The 20,646-nt window shown below is 36.7% G+C and carries 22 protein-coding genes; 8 read left to right on the forward strand and 14 right to left on the reverse strand.

Going from position 1 to position 20,646, the window contains the following annotated elements; translation table 11 throughout:
• Positions 1–14: 14 nt before the first annotated feature.
• Positions 15–1,601 (reverse strand): ABC-F family ATPase, encoded by a 1,587-nt coding sequence (locus tag FLM54_RS07890; RefSeq protein ID WP_138607347.1) that lies wholly within the window; start codon positions 1,599–1,601, stop codon positions 15–17.
• Between the two features lie 613 nt (positions 1,602–2,214).
• Between FLM54_RS07890 and FLM54_RS07895 the strand changes: the two genes are divergently transcribed.
• A complete protein-coding gene (locus FLM54_RS07895) occupies positions 2,215–3,423 on the forward strand; it encodes a porin (RefSeq protein ID WP_138607340.1) in 1,209 nt (402 codons plus the stop codon).
• Positions 3,424–3,520: 97 nt separating this feature from the next.
• Here the strand turns inward: FLM54_RS07895 and FLM54_RS07900 are convergent, their stop codons facing one another.
• Positions 3,521–3,703, reverse strand: coding sequence for a hypothetical protein (locus FLM54_RS07900; RefSeq protein ID WP_138606183.1), 183 nt, complete (start codon positions 3,701–3,703; stop codon positions 3,521–3,523).
• 111 nt (positions 3,704–3,814) lie between these two features.
• On the opposite strand from FLM54_RS07900, the gene FLM54_RS07905 reads away from it, so the two are divergent.
• Positions 3,815–4,336, forward strand: a complete 522-nt coding sequence (locus tag FLM54_RS07905; RefSeq protein ID WP_178956092.1) for a TetR/AcrR family transcriptional regulator — start codon at positions 3,815–3,817, stop codon at positions 4,334–4,336.
• A gap of 367 nt (positions 4,337–4,703) precedes the next feature.
• Here FLM54_RS07905 and FLM54_RS07910 read toward each other — a convergent pair whose 3' ends face one another.
• On the reverse strand, positions 4,704–5,600 hold the full coding sequence (locus FLM54_RS07910; RefSeq protein ID WP_138594951.1) for an alpha/beta hydrolase: 897 nt from the start codon (positions 5,598–5,600) through the stop codon (positions 4,704–4,706).
• Positions 5,597–6,106, reverse strand: a complete 510-nt coding sequence (locus FLM54_RS07915; RefSeq protein ID WP_054200947.1) for a GNAT family N-acetyltransferase — start codon at positions 6,104–6,106, stop codon at positions 5,597–5,599. Before FLM54_RS07915 ends, FLM54_RS07910 begins: the two co-directional genes overlap by 4 nt.
• 99 nt (positions 6,107–6,205) lie before the next feature.
• On the opposite strand from FLM54_RS07915, the gene FLM54_RS07920 reads away from it, so the two are divergent.
• Entirely contained in the window at positions 6,206–6,409 is a 204-nt protein-coding gene (locus FLM54_RS07920; RefSeq protein WP_010390026.1) for a hypothetical protein, read from the forward strand.
• A gap of 502 nt (positions 6,410–6,911) precedes the next feature.
• Here FLM54_RS07920 and FLM54_RS07925 read toward each other — a convergent pair.
• Positions 6,912–7,106: a CPXCG motif-containing cysteine-rich protein gene (locus FLM54_RS07925; RefSeq protein ID WP_054200950.1), complete on the reverse strand. Its 195-nt coding sequence runs from the start codon at positions 7,104–7,106 to the stop codon at positions 6,912–6,914.
• A 92-nt stretch (positions 7,107–7,198) separates the two neighbouring features.
• Positions 7,199–7,798, reverse strand: a complete 600-nt coding sequence (locus FLM54_RS07930; protein WP_178956093.1) for a MepB family protein — start codon at positions 7,796–7,798, stop codon at positions 7,199–7,201.
• Positions 7,799–7,921: 123 nt separating this feature from the next.
• Between FLM54_RS07930 and msrA the strand changes: the two genes are divergently transcribed.
• Positions 7,922–8,518, forward strand: coding sequence for a peptide-methionine (S)-S-oxide reductase MsrA (msrA, locus tag FLM54_RS07935; RefSeq protein WP_178956094.1), 597 nt, complete (start codon positions 7,922–7,924; stop codon positions 8,516–8,518).
• A gap of 101 nt (positions 8,519–8,619) precedes the next feature.
• Here the strand turns inward: msrA and FLM54_RS07940 are convergent, their stop codons facing one another.
• Entirely contained in the window at positions 8,620–8,784 is a 165-nt protein-coding gene (locus FLM54_RS07940) for a hypothetical protein (protein ID WP_171039595.1), read from the reverse strand.
• Between the two features lie 395 nt (positions 8,785–9,179).
• Here FLM54_RS07940 and FLM54_RS07945 point away from each other — a divergent pair, with 395 nt between their 5' ends.
• The 3 genes from FLM54_RS07945 to bktB all read left to right on the forward strand — a co-directional run bounded on the left by FLM54_RS07945 (position 9,180) and on the right by bktB (position 13,134).
• Positions 9,180–10,061 carry a LysR family transcriptional regulator gene (locus FLM54_RS07945; RefSeq protein WP_138606173.1) on the forward strand — a complete coding sequence of 294 codons (882 nt, stop codon included), beginning with the start codon at positions 9,180–9,182 and terminating at the stop codon, positions 10,059–10,061.
• A 182-nt stretch (positions 10,062–10,243) separates the two neighbouring features.
• Entirely contained in the window at positions 10,244–11,701 is a 1,458-nt protein-coding gene (locus FLM54_RS07950) for an aerolysin family beta-barrel pore-forming toxin (RefSeq protein ID WP_178956095.1), read from the forward strand.
• Positions 11,702–11,940: 239 nt separating this feature from the next.
• Complete coding sequence (bktB, locus tag FLM54_RS07955; RefSeq protein WP_178956096.1) at positions 11,941–13,134, forward strand: beta-ketothiolase BktB; 1,194 nt, start codon at positions 11,941–11,943, stop codon at positions 13,132–13,134.
• 87 nt (positions 13,135–13,221) lie between these two features.
• Here the strand turns inward: bktB and FLM54_RS07960 are convergent, their stop codons facing one another.
• The 5 genes from FLM54_RS07960 to FLM54_RS07980 all read right to left on the reverse strand — a co-directional run bounded on the left by FLM54_RS07960 (position 13,222) and on the right by FLM54_RS07980 (position 16,253).
• Positions 13,222–13,596: a hypothetical protein gene (locus FLM54_RS07960; protein ID WP_008113868.1), complete on the reverse strand. Its 375-nt coding sequence runs from the start codon at positions 13,594–13,596 to the stop codon at positions 13,222–13,224.
• A gap of 52 nt (positions 13,597–13,648) precedes the next feature.
• Positions 13,649–13,948 (reverse strand): DUF6419 family natural product biosynthesis protein, encoded by a 300-nt coding sequence (locus FLM54_RS07965; protein ID WP_178956097.1) that lies wholly within the window; start codon positions 13,946–13,948, stop codon positions 13,649–13,651.
• Positions 13,949–14,070: 122 nt separating this feature from the next.
• A complete protein-coding gene (locus FLM54_RS07970) occupies positions 14,071–14,649 on the reverse strand; it encodes a cold shock domain-containing protein (protein WP_178956098.1) in 579 nt (192 codons plus the stop codon).
• A 151-nt stretch (positions 14,650–14,800) separates the two neighbouring features.
• The gene (locus tag FLM54_RS07975) at positions 14,801–15,757 is read right to left on the reverse strand and encodes a cyclase family protein (protein ID WP_178956099.1); all 957 of its coding nucleotides are present in this window, start codon (positions 15,755–15,757) and stop codon (positions 14,801–14,803) included.
• 124 nt (positions 15,758–15,881) lie between these two features.
• Positions 15,882–16,253 (reverse strand): hypothetical protein, encoded by a 372-nt coding sequence (locus tag FLM54_RS07980; RefSeq protein ID WP_138606163.1) that lies wholly within the window; start codon positions 16,251–16,253, stop codon positions 15,882–15,884.
• 803 nt (positions 16,254–17,056) lie between these two features.
• Here FLM54_RS07980 and FLM54_RS07985 point away from each other — a divergent pair.
• On the forward strand, positions 17,057–17,659 hold the full coding sequence (locus FLM54_RS07985; protein WP_178956100.1) for a thiamine biosynthesis protein ThiC: 603 nt from the start codon (positions 17,057–17,059) through the stop codon (positions 17,657–17,659).
• Between the two features lie 463 nt (positions 17,660–18,122).
• Here FLM54_RS07985 and FLM54_RS07990 read toward each other — a convergent pair whose 3' ends face one another.
• Both FLM54_RS07990 and FLM54_RS07995 read right to left on the reverse strand, forming a co-directional pair.
• Positions 18,123–19,832, reverse strand: coding sequence for an amidohydrolase (locus FLM54_RS07990; protein ID WP_178956101.1), 1,710 nt, complete (start codon positions 19,830–19,832; stop codon positions 18,123–18,125).
• Positions 19,833–20,083: 251 nt separating this feature from the next.
• Positions 20,084–20,293 (reverse strand): hypothetical protein, encoded by a 210-nt coding sequence (locus tag FLM54_RS07995; RefSeq protein ID WP_178956102.1) that lies wholly within the window; start codon positions 20,291–20,293, stop codon positions 20,084–20,086.
• Between the last annotated feature and the right edge of the window lie 353 nt (positions 20,294–20,646).

Genomic DNA, 20,646 nt, shown 5'->3' on the forward strand with positions numbered 1-20,646 from the left:
GAAAATACTTGCTGTTATGCTTCTTTACTCGCCAAGTATTCGCTGTAGTTTCCTCTAAAGTCGATAATTTTACCGTCTTTAATTTCCCAAATACGGGTAGCAACTGATGATACAAACTGACGGTCGTGTGACACAAACATCAAAGTACCTTCATACGCTTCAAGTGCTAAGTTAAGCGCTTCTATAGATTCCATATCCATGTGGTTAGTCGGCTCATCCATTAATAAGATATTTGGTTTATGCATCATGATTTTACCAAACAGCATACGACCTTGCTCACCACCTGAGATAACTTTTACAGATTTTTTAATATCGTTTTGTGAAAACAACATACGACCTAAGAAGCTGCGAACAACTTGCTCGTCATCGCCCTCTTGCTGCCATTGTTCCATCCACTCAAATAAGTTCATGTCTTTTTCAAACTCATCGGCATGGTCTTGCGCATAATAGCCAATATTAGCATTTTCAGACCATTTAAACTCACCGCTTTTAGGCGCTAAACGCCCTGCTAAGGTGTTTAGTAGTGTTGTTTTACCGACACCATTCTCACCAATAATAGCAATGCGTTCACCTACTTCAACTAGGCCTTCTAAACCTGAAAATAAAGTTTCTTCAAAGCCTTGCGATAAGCTAGTCATTTCAAGCGCGTTACGGAATAACTGCTTTTCTTGTTCAAAACGGATAAATGGCGACTGACGTGACGAAGCTTTCACTTCATCTAATTGAATTTTATCAATACGTTTTGCACGTGAAGTTGCTTGCTTTGCTTTTGAAGCATTAGCAGAAAAGCGCGATACAAACTGTTGTAGTTCAGCTATTTGGCTTTTCTTTTTGGCGTTTTCACTCAATAAACGCTCGCGAGCTTGGGTCGCTGCAAACATATATTCATCGTAGTTACCCGGGTAAATACGTAATTCACCGTAGTCAATATCGGCCATATGCGTACATACTGAGTTTAAAAAATGACGGTCATGCGAGATGATAATCATAGTACAGTCACGTTGATTTAGAACATCTTCTAACCACTTAATTGTGTAAATGTCCAAGTTATTGGTAGGCTCATCAAGCAACATGATATCAGGCTCTGAAAACAATACTTGCGCTAATAGCACACGAAGTTTAAAACCTGGTGCGATTTCAGACATAGGACCGTAATGTTGTTCAGTAGCAATACCAACGCCCAGTAATAGCTCACCCGCTTTAGACTCAGCAGAATAGCCGTCCATTTCAGCAAACTCAGTTTCAAGGTCGGCTACCTTCATGCCATCCTCTTCACTCATCTCTGGTAGGCTATAAATACGATCGCGTTCTTGTTTTATATCCCAAAGTTCTTTGTGACCCATTATTACAGTGTCGATCACAGAGTATTCTTCGTAAGCGAACTGATCTTGATTTAGTTTAGCAACACGCTCATTAGGATCTGTGCTTACATTACCCGATGATGGTTCAAGTTCACCGCTTAGAATCTTCATAAACGTTGATTTACCACAGCCATTGGCGCCAATTAAACCATAGCGGTTTGATTCACCAAATTTAGCTGAGATATTTTCAAATAATGGTTTAGCACCAAATTGCATGGTGATGTTAGCTGTACTAATAATAGCGCTACCCTCCAAGGGAGACTGAAGTATTTAAATTGCGCGCAGTTTAAACCAAATCAGCGTTTTTTTCTATGAAAGTTTATAGCATACCCTAAAGTAAACAGTGGCTATTTTTTTGCTAAATAAGGATTGGAATAGCCACAGTGGTAGACCGTGTTAAAGTAAAAAAAGCTATGTAAAGTTCACTATTATTCTGTAAATGCGGTAAAAAAATGTTTAATAAAAAAACAATTACAGTCATTGCTAATAAATAAAATTTAACGTGCTAAAACGCTATTTGGTCGCATTTTACTTTTATTAACATTTAATACGGCTATATTAACGTTTTTTATAGTATTAGAGTTTTAGCTCTACCTATGCCGATAGTAGCAACTATGAAAAAAACTCAACACTTTCTCTCCTGCATTTAAGCCTAATGTCTTATTCCAAAATTAAATAGCAGTTTATACGGCTACAAAATAAAAACAGTATTAACTTAAAGTGAACAAGCAGCGCATTTCGTATTAATTATCGTTGATAATTTTTCACTTTTGAGCCTTTTATTGCTTTGCTAGTCTGCACGACTTCGAATTTAGTAATTATAAAAACGTCTTTTTTAGGCAAGGCACACACAATGAAAATAAAATTAGTATCGCTCGCGATTGCAGGTGTTTTAACAACACCGAGTGTTTCAGCAATCGAAGTATTTAAGGATGAAAAAAATACAGTCGCAATTGGCGGTTATATAGATGCGCGAGTAATTAATACTCAAGGTCAAAATGAAGTGGTTAATGGTGCCTCACGAATTAATTTTGATTTTAAACGCCAACTAAAGAATGGCTGGGAAGCAATGGCTTTAGTTGAATGGGGTGTAAACCCTGTTGGCAGTAGCGATATTGTATACAACAACCGTTTTGAATCGATTCAAGACGAATTTTTGTATAACCGGTTAGGCTATGCTGGTTTAAAACACGATAAATACGGCCAAATTACTATTGGTAAACAATGGGGTGCGTGGTTTGACGTAGTATATGCAACTAACTACAGCTATGTTTGGGATGGCAACGCCGCAGGTGTCTATACCTACAACAAAGACGATGGTGCTGTAAATGGTACTGGTCGTGGCGATAAAACATTGCAATACCGTAATAGTTACAGTGATTTTGATTTTAGTGTGCAAACTCAGTTAAAAAACAGCGCTTTTTATACCTGTGATGTAAGTGATATTACAGAATCACAATGCCGGGCTAATTTTGAGTCAGGCGATACTGCTGCGCAACAAGTTGAATTTAACTATACATTTGGCGGTGCAGTAACCTATAACGTGACTAATAAGCTAAAACTGACCGCGGGTATTAACCGCGGCGAGTTTGAATTAACTTATGGCGACGGAACAACCCGCTCTGTTGACGATTTAATTTATGGTGCAGGTGTTATTTGGGGCAATATTGATGCGCCAGGTTTATATGTAGCCGCTAATATCAACAAAAACGAAAACCACGACACAGATAACATTGGTCGCTTAATTGAAGATGCAATTGGTATTGAAACGTTCGTATCGTATCGTTTTGAAAACGACTTTAGACCATTTATTGCCTACAACTTGTTTGATGCAGGTGATGACTACGTAATTCAACCAAACTTTAACGCCGATCCTAATGATGTTTTTAAACGTCAGTTTGCAGTTATGGGTGTTCATTATTTAATTGATGAAAACACCCAGCTGTATCTAGAAGCACGAAAAGATTTTGGTGATTTTGAAAGTGATAATAAACAGCAGCAAGCACAAATGGAACAATCGGAAGATGACGGTATTGCTTTTGGTTTTAGATACGTTCTTTAATGGCCTGTTAAGCTTTCAAGTTTAAATTTGCAAAGTTAAACTGACTAAAGCCCTGCAAAATAGCAGGGCTTTTTTATTGTTCTTGCAGAAGGTTTAACTACTTTTTCTTAAATGCTTTTTTTAACGCACGTGTTCCCTCTTGTGGCCCTAAAATAAGCCACAAAAAGGTAACCCCACCTGGGACTAAAACGGCTTTTAGGATTGGGCCGAGAATAAAAGAATAAAAATAAATAAGTGGAATAAAAAGTACATAACCAATAACACGTTTGATAAACTCCATGTATCACCTTTTGATTAATTGAGCATGCTCATAAATTTAATTGAGCGCGCTCAATCAATCAAGTGCTGATTTAAGCTCAACATCCAACAAAATTATAAAGCATTGAATACTATGAGTAAAAAAGAAAAAACACGGGATAAAGTTTTAGCTTCAGCATGGGAGCTTTTCTTACTACAAGGTTATGACCACACATCGACAAGAGAAATTGCTGTTGCAGCTAATGTGGCAGTTGGTACTGTGTTTAGTCATTTTGAAAATAAAATTGATCTGCTTATGGCAGGTATGCAGCAACAAATTAAAGTTATTATCGAGCAAGCAAAGCAATCAGATACTCAGCGCCCTCCTCGATTGAAATTACGCCACTACGCTCACCCTCTATATTCCTTTTATTGTGAAAACAGTGAATTTAGTAAATTACTAATTAGCGACATTATTTGGCGTGCTGATTTTTTTAAAGCACAAATGGATGAATTTAAAAAACTGCTATTTAGTGAACAACCAGATTTTGATGAAACAAAAGCAAGTGTGATGATGGACTGCTATTTTATGACCCTGATCACAGGCTTAAACGACGAGATACCAAATGCAGAAGCCATGCTGAGACAACTGAGCAACAAAATTGCATTGTTGTAACGTCAATTATAAAAAGCTGGAGTTTAAGTCTGTGTATTACTGAACCATTGATGGAAAACCCGATGTTAGCTGCAATTAAAATGTCTAACTTAGAACATCTAAACAATTACATTGTTGCTTTGTTTAATTTGGTTTTCCTGTTCCTACACAACTCACTTAATAAAACGCGTAGATATAAGTTAAAAAAAACGCCCAATACACGCCAACAATTTCCCCCCTCCCTGATTATATTTTTAAAAAATTCACCTATTGCTAAGACTTGTTTTAAATTAAACAAAGTATGATGTGTTCTTTAGAGTGGATGCTCCACCAGCAGTAAAGCAATAAAAATCAATGCAAACTATATTTAATTGATCACCGTCATTAATTAATCAGAAGGCGTGTTAATTTGCGAGCTCAAGAACGCCGTATAATTTAACAGTGCTTTATCGACACTCAGTGCAGGGTTTTGATTATGTTCAGCATTACTATTAATTGTACTTCCCCACTTAAGCCAGTCGTTTGGATGTTTTGCTAAACTAGTAACTAAATTATTGTATGCACCTAACATTAAAGAGTGCTCTGCCCCACCGACAGTGATATATAAAAATGTCGGTTGTTTTATACAATTTATATTTGTTTTTAAAAATGCATCAAACCGCTTAGTCACTGTCATATCGTCATACCAAGCGGCTGGGCTAAATGCAAAGTAACCATTGAATAACTTTGGTTTAGTATGCAGCGTGTATAAAGTAAAGCTGCCCCCAGCTGAAAATCCGGTCAAAATTCGATTTTCAGTTAATGTGTAGTTGGCCTCTAAATAAGTAAGTAACTCTTGCTCTAGAAAAGCTAAAAACAAATCAGCTTTACCAAAAATTTCAGGCGAACTTTCATGTTTAGGTCGAGGATTTGTATTAACGTCCTTCCTTGCATAAGGTGGCACAAGATCACGATTTCTAGTATCAGTAAAAAACTGATTTGGTATAGCAACTAAAATAGCCTCATTTAATGTACTTTCATGATTTAATGCTTTTAAGGCTTTATCCCAATTAGCTAGATTAAAATTACCATCTGTTTTTATAATAAGTGGATACGCTTTATTTTTGTCAAAACTATCGGGTAACCTTATAAATACTTTTCGTGACTCTTTAAGCACTTTCGAATCTAGGGTTACATCAACAAACTCTGAAACATCATTTTGATAATAGCTAAATCCAGTTATTGCAAGCCCAAATACACTAGCCGTAAGCAACATATTTAAAATAATCGCTTTTTTAATTCTCATGCGCCATCCATTTTAGTTAATTGCTTATGCCATACACCGTTATTAAGTTGCTGGTTAAATACAAAGCCAAGCTTAGTGAGTAAGTTATAACAGCGTACATTTTTACCATGAATTTCTGCGTATAGATGTTCAATGTTTAAAGAGCGATGTATCTCACTGACAAAACCTTTAAGTACTTCATGCATTAAGCCTTGTTGCCAATAAAAAGGATCAAGCTCAAAGCCCAAATAAGCAGTTTTAGTTTGGTTATTAATGTTATACAAACCACAAGTACCAATTAAGTCGCCAGACATATTATGTTCAATCGCAAGCCGAACACCTTCCCCTTGATAATAACTCGATATATCATCTTGAATTAATTGCTTAACATGCTCTTTATTTAGCGGCGTTTTATAATCGTTAAACTCATAAACGAGGGGATTATTTAAAATTGTTAATAGCGCTGCGCCATGTTTGTGGGTAATTAAACGCAAGGTAACGCGGGGTAATTTTATCGTTTTAAACATGCCTATGCCAAATAAAGTAAACGCGCTTTAAATAGCACTTTATAGAACGTCATTATTAACTTACCATATCGTATTCACAAGCATTAATTAAGATAAACTATGAGCGACAATTTTAAAGTAATACAGCCAACTACTACTGTTTACTGCCCAAAACGTGGTGAAGGTTGGACCCTTACCGGCATTACTAATATTGATGAGTTCACATCGGTTATGTTTGATGGCGTACGTTACACCTTACCAGCGAGAGAAATTGTGGAGGAGTTGCTGCCTAACCAATTAGCGCGTGAACAGCAGCAAAGCTAGTCAAGTTGGATGTTATCTTAAGGCTGAAAGTATTTACAGCCTTCTGACTATTATCGCCCAAGTTTTCATTAAAACTAGAACCACTCATTTGCTAATCAATTACTATTCCTTTTTTTTAATTTCCAAATCATCTTTTACACTTAACTGGTGTTGTCCAGGTATTAAGATCATGATTATTATAGCAACAGAAATTAACAAAATTACTCTTAGTAGAGCTGAAGTTATAAAACCTTCTAGCATAATAACTAAAAAAACTAGCGGTACCGCGAAAAATACGCCTAAGTAGCGGTGACGATTTGTGAATTCATATAATGAGCCACATCGAATACATCTATTACGAGTCGACATTAAAGATAGAATAAACCACGATAATGAAATTTTAGCATGGCATTTAAAACACTTTGGTAACATATACAACCAATATTATTAAGAAAAATTAAAGTTACTGAATTTTCAGCTTAGATTTGTGTAAAAGTTCGGTTCACCAACTTTCACTAAAAATTCAAAACGCCTCATCTTCACTGTATACATTTACATTAAGTTCATCGTTATCTTCAAATACGACAAACGAAATAGGCCTGCAACACACTTGGCAGTCTTCTATGTATTGCTCATCAATATCAGCCACATCAATTAATACTTCTATAGATTCGCCACAGTAAGGGCAACTAATTGACTTTTCGGTTAACTGGTTCATATCTTACCTACTATTCGTATGACTGTATGATCTCACTTTAGTAAATAACCCTATATAAAACAATGCTGGTAAAGTGACTTAATAATTCAAATTTAAACAGCATTAGCTAAAATTTTGTTTAACTTAATTAAATCAACTAAGCCATATTGGTCCTGCTGTAAAAAATAATCACATTGCCAACGCTGTGTGCTTTTAGCTGCGTTACTAAATACGCCTGAACCACTCAGAGCCCTACTTTCACTCCAAGGTGGAAACACCCTAAAAGCGGTTTTTCCCTTACGGTTCGTACCTGTAACTATGCCTTTTTTAACTAACAACTCAACCGGAAATATAAATAAACCACTTTGTAAATTTGCTACTTGGTTGTTACTAGAGGTTAATCCATCACTTGAAACCGCCACTAATAAGTAGTCAAACTCATTGGTAAAAGGAATTGGCTTAGAATTACTACAATCCGCTGGGCGTTTCCATAGTGCTAAAAAAGCACCTGGTCTGTCTGGTGTAACTTTAGCTTTTCTGTAAATTATTCGATTATGGTTTATAGTGAATGCATACCCATGGTACTGAGCATTTTGATTATGAGGTATTAACTCATCAGCGTTTGGAAGTTTATACTCTGAGGAAACAAAGTTGTTTTGTAGAACGACTAGCAATTCATCATGCAAATTATCAGTCGTCATTAAACTTTTCATACATAGCATCCGTTTTATATAAAGTAAGTTCAACCCCCCCAGCCACATTGTAATGAAAGAGTTTTTAAAGTTAGCGGGTCTTACTATACAAGTATTTATTCATAACTACAGGTGATAAATTTTATGAAACACACATTAGCGCTAGCATTAACCTCTGTGGGGCTTTTGTTTAGCTCATTAACGTACGCTAAAACCGAACAAGCTATTTTAGCAGGAGGCTGTTTTTGGTGTATGGAAAGTGACTTTGAAAAACTCGAAGGTGTAACCGATGTGATCTCAGGTTTTACTGGCGGTGAAATTAAAAATCCTACTTACAATGGTAATCATCGCGGCCATTACGAAGCCGTTCTGGTTACCTACAACACTGACGTATTAAGCTATCAAGATATTTTAAACCATTACTGGGTTAACATTGATCCTTTTGACGCCAAAGGTCAGTTTTGTGATAAAGGCCCAAGCTACCGTAGCGCAATTTTTGTAGCTAATGAGCAACAACGAAAGCTAGCTCAAAAATCTAAACAAGCTGTTATTAGTGAGTTTACTAAGCAAACAGTGATAACCCCTATTCTTGATGCGAAAACCTTTTACCCGATAAAGGGCAAAGAAAGTTATCATCAAGATTACTATAAAAATAACCCTATTCGTTATAATACCTATCGCTGGCGCTGTGGCCGTGATAGCCGCCTAGAAGACATTTGGGGCGATAGAGTTACCCATTAAGTTTATTAAACCAAAAAGGCTGTAAAAAATGCAGCCTTTTTATTTATTCCCTTATCTCGCTAACTAAAAAAATTAATTTTTCAAGACGGTTAAATAGCTTTCTACAATGACGATTTCTTTTTTATAGGAAATACCATAAACGCCATTTCAAAAACAAAGCCCGCAATAATAAAAATAAATAAGCCAGTAGTGCTACCATACGAATAACACGTAATAGCGGCAATAATTAATGCAGCTAAAATCAACCATTTTATAAATATATTCATCTTTAATACCTTCGGTTCTGTTGATTTATCATGGCAAATTCCATTTAGGTAATCAGATCCTATGCATCATGATTATTCACCAAAAAAGTGTGTCTAGCGTAATTACTAGCTTATTGTTTGTCTATTAAAACGTTATAGTAAAATGTTACGGATTGTTTCTACTGAGTTTTTATTTTCAAAAACGCGCTATTTGTAGAATCTTTAATTACTAATACCTCAAGTAAGTACACCTTCGCTCACAATAATTTATTAAACATTCTAATACAAAGGTAAAATTTTTGTTGCCACAAAAGGGACTAATGGGTACTTTAAATAAATGATTAGTTTTATGAATCTAACCAATAATTAAGTACTAAATACGATTTTATACCTCAAATTTATACAGGAGATTTACCTTGCTTGATATCATCGCGCTTTTTATAAAAGTAAATGATTACAAAACATTTAATGAAGCGTCAGTAAAGTTAAATATTCCTTTGCCCACCTTACAAAGAAAAATAAAAAAACTTGAAGAAGACTTATCTTTAGCGTTGTTTTATCGTGAAAAAGGAAGTTTGCGATTAACTGAGCCTGGAAAAAGCTTTTATAGCCATTGCTTAGCTCACGTAGAGGGTTTACAAAGTACGCTGTGCAATTTTAAGAACTCTAGTGAAAATGAAGTGAGTAAAATTAAATTAATAGCGCCGCAAAACTTTATAAAGAGCGTGTACTTCTCAGGCGTTATAAATCAATTCACCCTACTTTATCCAAATATTAAGATTCATATGATGCTATCAGATGAACGTCTTGATTTAAAAGCCACCGAGTTTGATTTAGCTATTAGAATTGGAAAATTAGATAGCTCACAAAATATATGTAAAGTCATTAACCAAATGAGCTTTGTTTTAGCTTGCTCATCGAGTTTAATTAAGCAATATGGTATGCCAAGTAATTTTAACGATTTGGCTGAACTCCCCCACATATCGTGCTCGCCATTCGAAAATTGGTCTTTTAAAGCAAATAAAAATGAGAAGGTTATTTTTAAACCTCAACCTAACTTTATTTCTAACGATATAGAAATGTGTGCCTTAGCTGCTATTGAAGGAAGAGGTGTTTATTATGGCCCAAAATATTGTTTATTACCTTATATAAAAGATGAAAGCTTGGTTGAAGTATTAACACAGTACACACCCGTTAAGCGAGATGTAAACCTAATATGGCCTGATAAACTAATCCCAAAAAGTACACGCTATCTAATCGATTTTTTAGAGTACTCTCTCAAGGGGATAAAAATGTAGCTACAACAGCACTATTGCCTTAATGATTTTTTGTAATATTTAAGCAACTAATATTTTTGAAAAATCAACTTTCATTTAACACTCTATAAAAATATAGCGAGTTCTTTAGAATCAAAATCGGTCCAAAATTAGATTATTTAATTAGGGCCTAATTAAAATATGATTTTAAAGGATGTAACTTAATGAAAAAAATAATACCTCTATTGCTGTTGTCACACACAAGTTTTGTAAATGCTAATACAACTGCAATTTATCCAGATCAACTTAAAAATGAAAGCTTAGGTGCAGGAGTATGCTCAGCTGATAATAGATTAATTACAAAAGCTGAATCGCAAACTTACAGAAACGACCTTGTAAACAAAATGGGGAAGTGGCAAATAACGGGATTGGCTAACGGCTGGGTCATTATGGGCTCTGGTTACGCAGGTGAAATCAAACAAGGGACTGCTGCAAATTCTTGGTGCTACCCTACCGATCCCATTAATGAAATTCCTACTTTAAGCCCCGTAAAAGTATCGCCTGGCAGTCAAAGCCAAATTGAATGGGACTTAGTAAATCAAAAAGAGGGTTTTATAAAACCCCTTTCATACCTTGCCCATACAATGGGATTTGCGTGGGTTGGTGGAAATCGCTCAAGCTATGTTGGTGAGGACATGGAGGTGTCCAAAACGGGCTCAGGATGGAAAATACAAGGTTACAATGGTGGAAGTTGTGATGGTTACCGATGTGATGAAAAGTCAGCTATTACTGTATCTAACTTTGAATATGTGATGGATAACGAATCATATAAAATAACTGGTGATATTGTTGCTGCTGACAAAGAACTCATTAAAACGCTAACAGTCCCTGCAGTGAATGACACGTCAGCAGCTCAAATGTCAGTCGTTACCATTGAATACGATGCGGCAACCAACTGGTCTAAAACCAATGATTACAGTATTTCTGAGTCTGTTACATTATCTAATACATGGAAGTCTCCCTCTGTTACTGGTGGCTCAGACACTTCGTTATCTGTCACAATAGCAGCAGAGCAAGCATGGGGAACAAGTAATGGCGGCTCTGAAGCTGAGCGAGTTGTGGTACAAGCAAGAACCAATGTGCCAGCATTCACGAAGCTTAATGCAAAGGTCGATTTGTTTAAATCATCAATATCGTATCCTTATTCATTCGATGCTGATATTACCTACGATCTATCTATAAATGGCTTTATGCGGTGGGGAGGCAATGCTTTATTAAGCCACCCAGAAAACAGACCTAATGACACCGCTAATTTTGTGATTGGCCGCTGGGCAGGTCAAGATAAGAGCATTGAATATCAATGGGAACACCGTTACATACCAGGTGAGAATAAAAAATGGGATTGGCCTTGGATGATACAACAAACAAGCTTATCAACAATGCAATACTATTTAAGCCATGTTTTAAGACCTAAGAAAACAACCCTAACAGGTCACTTTTATGCACAAAGCCAATTTGCTGGTAGCGTTTATTTTGGTGATGAAACCCCACTTGTTACTAACCAAAGAAGTAAACGAAGTGTTTCAGCTAGTGATTACTCAAGTGCAGAAAAGTTAAAAAAAGAGTTTGAAGATGCTGGTTTTAAAAATGTAGTTGTTAATATTGAAATGATTGATTTATAACCCCCAAGGGCTTTCATACTGAGAGCCCTATTTCATACATTAAAACTAAAAGTATCATTGCCACACACCTATTTTACTCATCACTTTATTAAATAACACATACAGCTTAAACAACCTCGCCTTTAGTTTATTTAAAAATTATGCTTTGATGCATTAATAAAACTATTAATCTCTTTGGCTCTACTCAACACAAGCTCAGCACAAAGTGGTTATAAACATAAAAATAATAAGAGAAAACAATGACAAAACTTAATAACAATAGCGTAGTTATATTAAGCGCAGTGCGTACCGCTATCGGCAGCTTTGGTGGCAGCCTTAAACATTTCACGCCCGCCGAGCTAGGCACTCTATGTGCGAAAGAAGCACTAGCCAGAGCCAAGCTATCACCCAACCAAGTTGGCTCAACTGTAGTTGGTAAAGTAATTCATAACGGCTCTAAAGACGCATACCTTTCAAGAATCATTGGGCTAGATGCGGGTTTACCTATAAGCAGCCACGCTGTAACGCTTAATCGTTTATGTGGTTCTGGGCTTGAAGCAATCATACAAGCGGCACAACAAATTCAATTAGGTGATGTAGATGCAGCCCTTGCTGGCGGAGCAGAAAGCATGAGTAGCTCTGCCTACACCCTCGAAAGTAACCGCTGGGGGCAAAAAATGGGTAATAGCACTATGGTTGATGAGCTCACCACGACCTTACAAGACCCATGGGATAATAACCCGATGGGAATAACAGCTGAAAACATTGCAGAAAAATATTCAATTAGCCGTCAGCAGCAAGACGAGTACGCAGCAAAAAGCCATCATAAAGCTGCAAAAGCCATTGCTGCAGGTCATTTTAAACAGCAGATTGTGCCAATAGAAATCAAGTCGCGAAAAGGGACGCATATTTTTGACACCGACGAACATGTTCGCGCCGATACCACAGCCGATAAACTTGCATCTTTAAAGCCCTACTTTAAAAAAGATGGCACCGTTACCGCAGCAAGCTCATCAGGTATAAACGATGGTGCAGCCATGTTGGTACTTATGTCAGAGCAAAAAGCAAATGAGCAAGGCTTAAAACCGCTCGCTCGTTTAGTGGGTTATGCCAGAGCAGGCGTTGATCCTACTTTAATGGGTATCGGCCCTATTCCTGCAGTACAACAGGTATTTGAAAAAACCGACTTAACCATCGACGATATGGATGTGATTGAGTCTAACGAGGCCTTTGCAGTACAAGCACTGTGCGTTGCTAACGAGTTAAATTTCCCTGCCCATAAGGTAAACCCGAATGGTGGTGCAATTGCCTTAGGCCACCCTGTTGGCGCAACGGGTGCAATTTTATCAACTAAATGCTTGTACGAACTCAAACGAACTCAAGGCAAATATGGGCTAGTCACAATGTGTATTGGTGGCGGGCAAGGCATAGCAGCCATTTTTGAAGCGCTTTAATGAGTAAAGCTAAATCATTTTTGTAGTAATAAAGTTGATAATTGAATTGGCTAGTCACATAACTAGCCAATTCAATATTTACACCAATTAACTAAAAACGCCAAATAAGTTAAGTACAACGAGTAAAGCGCCAAATAGACCCGAAAGTGTTAATAACCAATAAAAGATACATCCAAGAAATCTATCGAATTTGGTTGTATTTTCAAATAACAACGAAGAGTGCGCATACATAAAAGAAAACTTACTTTTTTCAATTTTAAGTAACCAACGCCTTGGCAAGGAGAATGCTTGAGCAACATTTATAATATCCCAACCACTAATAACCTCTAGACCGAGTATATCTTTTGTTTTAGGGTTTTTTCTTAATTTACGTACGGTCATTTGGCCAAAAACCACATAAAGGATCCCAGAAATAATAGATGACATAATTAATATAGCGACCCAAATTTCTCTATCACTCATAATTTATTAACCTGCTCCATAATATAATCATATATCCCTTCGGCATCTTCTTTTACAATTTCGTTAACTTTCTTACGCCTAATAAAACACCACCAAATGAGATTAAAAATAATATTGGTAAAAACAGTAATGTTTGGGTGTTGTCTATATCTGTAGCTGGGCTGCCAATAACTGCAAGCGTATTAATTAACAGCAGTATTAAGCTTGATTGCAGATAGCCCTTGTAACCTATAGCCCCTGCAAACAACAGCATAATAAATGAACCTGATATTGCAGGCGTAAAAGGTGCCGCAGCGAGTAACATACAAACAAACGAAAATATAACAGCACATCCAATTATTACTTTAAACATAACAACTTCCTTGATAAATGGCTTTAAATCCACCAGCTATTTATAACTGTATTACTAAAAATTGTATTCCCCCTAAGGGCCCAAAACTAATTTTTAGTTTATTAATAACCTCAATATAAAAACTACCTATTCCCAAACTGCCGTTCACAGGGCTCTCCGTCTTTATCACCGTCCATTTTAGTATTTGGGCAATGTTGAATAAAAAATAATGCCTCTGCATACGAGGTCATTTGGCTACAATGTTGGCGGCCATCACAGCGAAATGCTTGCTGTGTTTTAGTAAGTGAGTTTGAACTAGCGGGCATAAATGACTCTAAATTAGCGTTAGTCACTACAGGTGTTTGCTTGGTATTTAAAAAACCGGTTTTATACACGCTAAAGCCAATACTAACAATAATACCAAACGTTATGAGTTTCATTAAAGGTGAGTTCTTACCTGAGGTTTTGCTTAATCTAACCGGCCTTGTTAAAGCTTTTATGTGTGGTTGTGCTAGTACGCCCTCAATACGGCAATTTACAGCTTTAGTTTTACCGTTAGGCTCAGTCGCAACCTCAAAATAGATAATGTCACCCACTTTAGGTTTACGACTCATATGTTTGAGCGACGATATGTGTATAAAGGTATCGTGTTGCAGTGTGCTTGATTTAATAAAGCCAAAGCCTTTATCGTCATTCCACGATTTTAATATTCCTTTGTTCATCCTTGAGTCGTCCATATAAGTATTGTTAATTTTACAGCCAGTACTTTTATCATGATAAAGAAAAATACTCTTTGTGTATGTTTCTTATTTCAAAAAACGATACCACTGTATATAAAAACAGTAGCCACTATTAACCTTACTCTTTATTCAACTATAAGTTACTTGTAAGTGCAAATACGCGTAATGCCGAGCCAGTGCCACCACGTATTTTAAGCGGCGGCACAATGGCAATAAACTCATAGACTTTTTCTTTAGCTAGCTCCTCAAGGAACAAGTTTTCTATTATGTAAATACCGTTATCTGCTAATAACATCATATGTACCGGAAAAACCTGAAATGAGGGTTCTGTAGCAATAGGTGGGCGTTTTTCAAAAGTAAGGGTGTCATTACCCACAACACTTGCACCAGCCTTTATTAAAAACTGTGCACCACTTACACCAACGCCTGCAGCATGTTCTGCAATATATTGCAGTGGGTTATTAGCAAAATATTGCCCCCACCCCGTTCTAATAAACACAGTATCGCCTTTTTTAATTTTTACACCTTGCGATTTTGCTGTTCTTTTTAAATGTGACGCTGTTATGTCAAAATCTGCAGCCAATGGGGTATCGTCACCGTTAATAAAGCGAGCCACATCAAGTAATACCGTTCGGTTACTCAATAAGTTTACAGGATAATGATCAATTCCTAAGTCACTCCCTACACCACTGCGTCCTATTCCTCTACGATCATTGGTCGCTTGCGCCGCATCTACTCCACCATACAGTAAACCATCTCGACCAATATGACCTAACGCATCAATAGTTGGACCTCCATGGTGACCACTCCATTGCATTATTTCGGAGGTGAATGAGAGCTGATTGTTATCACCAAATGTACCACGTGTATCAGCATGGGTTGCATTAAGTGCCATTGAGTATTTTGGGTTAACGGACGCTATTGGGGAATTTTCATCCCAATTATGAGACAGGTCATAGGTTTTGGCATGACTGACAAGAGTAATAAACTCTTCAGTTTGCTTAGATTTACTTAATTCTTTGCTATTGGTCGCTAAGCTCGAACAACTAATTAAAAAAAACATAAACGACATCAACATTGCCAGTCTCATCGTATCTCCTTATCTGTATATGTTTAACACGCTATCCAAAAAAATAGCGACTAAAATAAGCCGCTACATGCATTCTCACAATAAATACTGATCTATATTGTTCTTCTATTATAAGCGATGATTACTAATGGCCTGTTTCATAGCTCATACGAGACGTATTTGTCGTTTCATAGGTCCCATCTTTATACAAAATTAAAGCAGATGCACTATAGCTTCTGTAAGCTCTTACAGTCATATTACACGATGTACCGCCTGTGCAAGATGCATCGCCTTGCCAAATAACTTTGTTAATCGGTTTTGAAATATTCTGTAAATAGTACTTCCCTGTTGTTTGGTTACCAAAACTAAAATCTATGGTAAAGCAGTTTGATCTTCCGTTCATCGAGTTTCCACCTGAACCATTTGGATATACATCGCAAACTAGATCAGTTGCAAAAGCAGAGTTAGCTGTAAGCGCAGCACCACAAATAAATAGTGTTTTTAGTATGTTTTTCATTTTTAATCCTTAAATTTGATTATTATTCGCTCAACCGAGCATTTAAAAATTAGCATATGAAATTAAAAAGTAAACAAAAAAGGTACAAATATTTACAAAAAATTAACCGTTAGAAGTTTTATAAATTTTCGTTAAATCGCTATGGCAGTATAAAACTGGGTTTATGCCTTACATTTAGTTTTGTAAGTCATAGCTATAGTTAATTACTATTCTATTGGTTCTTTTATAACCTATGTATAAAAAACTGTGTATCCGTATATCTCACCTTTCCAAAAGCTAAACAGTCAGTTAGGCAACCTCTTTATTTTCCATCTAAAAAATGAAGTTAATAAAGCCCCCGTTTTTCCTCTCGCACTATTAGTTCTGTTTATTTAACAAGTTCAGGTGTCTAATTTATTTCAACTTAAGTGAAATAATTAAATAGTTTCACCTGTCTTGTATCTTGAGGACCTGTTGATCTTTCAGACTTAAAATTTGTTCAATCTAAGGGGGATTTAATCGCGGTGTGAGATTGTAACCTAGTGGGCTAAGTATAAACCGAGTAACAATGAATAAATTTCCCAGAGGAAGACCCCTTCGGGCAACGCTTGTTTGGTATTTATACTAGGTTATCGCCAATTTATGGGGAATAACCACACCACATAGGCCTTGCTAAAAGATCAAATAGACTGTTGCAAATTTAACCTTTAAAGATAAACAGGCCCAAGAGTGAACGCTAGTTATATAAAGTTTCATATGTTTTGTATTTTCAAAGCTACTGCATCTTTTTAAAGCGTTAAATATAAAATTATAAGAGGTATATAATGGAGTTTACGAATAAACGCACCATCCTAATTTCAGCATCTTTATTGTTGGTATTGGCTATATCACAGGCTATTTTTTCAGCCCTTTACAGTGCTGAAATTAGCTTTTCAAGGCAGTTTGCTTGGGGACTAGAAGCTCTGGTATTTACTTTGCTCGTTGCTTTTGCAGGCTCAGCTATGGTGCAAGCAAAAAACGCTCAACTAGGATGGTCGGCTATTACGTTTAGCGCGGTACTTAACATAGTTCAAGTGAGTATTGGCCTTACGTTATTTTCAACATTTGGCAAAGTTGCAGGCTCAGTAGAAGGAGCACAACCTTTAATTAATGGCGTGGTTGCTTTGTCATTCATGATTTACTACGCAGCCAAAGTATTATTAGGATTAGCGGCACTTGTTTTTGGACTGTCTTATATAGCCAGAGGCGGTAAAGCATTAGGAGGGCTTACAGCTTTTGTAGGCGTGGTTGCAATGTTAGCCAATGCCATTTTAATTACTTTTGGACGTGATGGATTTCTGCCATCAGGTGTTGCAGGTGCCTCTGGTATGATTGCAACATTACTTTTAGCGATATGTTTGATAAGTCTTAACCGTAGAAAAGGTTAAGCCTGACTATCACAAATTGATGTACTCCTTTAAATAAAGTGTAAACATTGGCGGATATTAAATGTTAATCCGTCAGTGTTTTACTTTTTAAGCATTGCAAATAATACATATACTCCCCTAATAACGGTGCAAAGGTAGCTACACCTAAAATAATTAACATTGGGCACACAACTAGCATGAACCAAATACGTTTAATTCCTTTTACAATTAATGCCTTTCATAAAAACTTTCTTTTCCTTAATTTAACTTAGAGATTAGTTAGCTAGTGAGCCACCAGCATTTTATTTCAAAAACAGCTTATAAGATTGCCGCATGAATTTGATGTCTGAAGTCAAGATTTGATCCCTTTGGTTAATATTCATTAAATCTCAAACTTCACTGTTGCACCTCAAGGCTGAGGTTTAATACGACGGCGACTAAAGCAGTCGTATAGTTAAGCGTTAAAATTGTTTCATGTTGAATATCAATTTGAATATACAACATGACCTTCTTTAATGCTTTGCACTATTTTTATATCCTTAATAGTAAGTGGTTCCACTTTTAAAGGGTTGTTACTTAAAATGACGAAATCCGCGAGCTTTCCCTCAGCTAGCGTACCTTTACTTGTTTCTTCAAAGTATTGAATAGCAGCCCATTGCGTTAATGTTTTTAACCCTTCATAAGGCGTTAAACGTTGATCCGGCCCCAATACTTTACCCGAACGCGTAATACGATTAACCGTTGCATCGAGCACTCGCATTGAGTTTGGAAATGTCACAGGGGCATCATGGTGAGAAGTAACCGTTAAACCAGCCTCAACTACATCTCGTGATGGCGAAATATAATCTGCCCTTGGGTGCCCCAAAACAGACTCTACATGCCAATCGCCCCAGTAAAAAGTGTGCATAGGAAACAACGATGGGAGGATCCCTAAATCGACTAAATCCGGGATTTGATCTTTACGTAAAGTCTGGCCGTGAATCATCACGCTACGGTGATCATCATACCCATAACTTTTTTTAGCCACTTTAATAGCTTTAATATATTGGTCAATCGCTGCATCACCATTGGTGTGAGCAATAATCTGCCATTTGTTTTTAAACGCCGTGTTTATATGTTTAATGGCCACCTCATCACTCATGATAGGATAACCTTTATAGTCCAGCGGTTTACCCTCAGGCGGCGTATGATAATGTGATGATAACCAAGCCGTTTTTCCTTGTGGTGAACCATCTAAAGTTAATTTAACACCCCCTATTCGGTATCGATTAACATAACTGCGATCTGAATTATAAAATTCGGGTTTAACAGCTGACTTATTCCAAACAATGTCAGGGTATGAAACAACATCAATGAATAGCGATTTTTCACGAGCTGCTCTTTCTAATGCCGCAGTCGCATCCGCTGTGGTGCGGCCATCTTGAGCTGTTAAATATCCATTTTTAGCATACTCCAGCTGAGCAAGCTCAATGGACCTTTGCTGTACTTCAGCATCAGATTTAGTGGCAACAATAGGCAATAATAGATTAAAAAAAGCCGCTTCTTCAAGCACGCCATTAGGACTATTGTCGGCCAAGCGCCTAATTACACCGCCTTTGGGGTCTTTGGTATCCTTTGTGTAGCCACCCACTTCTAGAGCTTTTGAATTGACACTTGCTAGATGACCCGATTGATGCATTATAAGCACTGGGTATTTAGACGAAATTTTATCTAGAACATCTTTAGTTGGATGTTGTTTTTCGCTAAGCTGCGAATCGTCATACCCATTAGCTAACACCCAACCAAATTTTCCGATAATGAATTTCCCTTCAGCAGACTCCATCCACTTTTTAGTTGTTGTCACTAAACTATTAAAATTTGCACCGGGGCCATCGGGAGGAGGTAATAAATTTGCCAATTGCGCAATTAAACCCGTATTGTACATATGGCTATGGGCATCCAAAAAACCAGGTAAAAGTGTTCTCCCTTGAAGGTCTTTGTTTTGTAGATTGTCAAACTTTTCTCTGGCCTTCGCTAAGCTGCCAAGGTAAACAATCCGCCCTTCTGACTCAACTAAAGCTTCCTCATAATGCGGCTTTTCTCCTTCCATAGTGAGGATATCTCCGCCGTAATATAAAACCGGCTCAGCTGCTAGCGCGCTTGTTCCAAAACAAAATAATACTGATGGTAATAAAAAACGTAATCGCTTTGTCATTTTATCTTCCCTGTAAATATAGCTGTAATAAATTTAGCACATGATGTTTTAAACAAAAACATAAAGTGACACCCATAATTAATATATTAAAATTGTGTCACATAGTTTACTAATCAGCTCGGGAGTAGGCTTCTCATGACTATTAAAACAAGTTTCAGCCTTAACTAAGTAAATATCGTTGTAAAACTTAAATCTCACGCACAGAAATACCCGCTCTATGTAGTTAAAGTAATTATTAGATAAATTAGACTCTATGCGAGTAGTTCTTGCAGTAGTTGATGTTTGCTCGGCGCTGCCAAGCACAAAAAGCGATTACTGAAATACTGGAACCAGCCTAATGCACTTCTACCGATTGATTTAGCCCACCATGTAGAAAAGAAAGCAAATAGAATCAAAGTGAGTGCATTATCTTTGGCTGCTTTTTCTAAGCCTTTTATATCTGAATTGCTTGCTGAATCCATTTGCTCGACGAAATCCAGCCTATTCCGAATCAGTTTAATTTAGTTTTCTAAATCAGTTTAATAGGCTTAGCGTCACTATTTGCAAGTGCATTAAAACTTAAAAATAGTAACAATATCTAAATAAATTTCATGTCCATAATCTTCCTTCAAAACCTAACGCTCTTATTAATTAGCTTGAACATGATATCTATTTGTCATCTTTTTTAGAGTCTTCTTTTTTTTGCATACTAACCCCAAATACTTTTCATAAAAACTTCCTTTTACTTTAAATTTAACTTAGAGATTAATTAGCTAGTGAGCCACCAGCATTTTATTTTAAAGCAGCTTGTAAGATTGCCGCATGAATTTGATGT

The organism is Pseudoalteromonas sp. Scap25 (assembly GCF_013394125.1).
Taxonomy (GTDB): domain Bacteria; phylum Pseudomonadota; class Gammaproteobacteria; order Enterobacterales; family Alteromonadaceae; genus Pseudoalteromonas.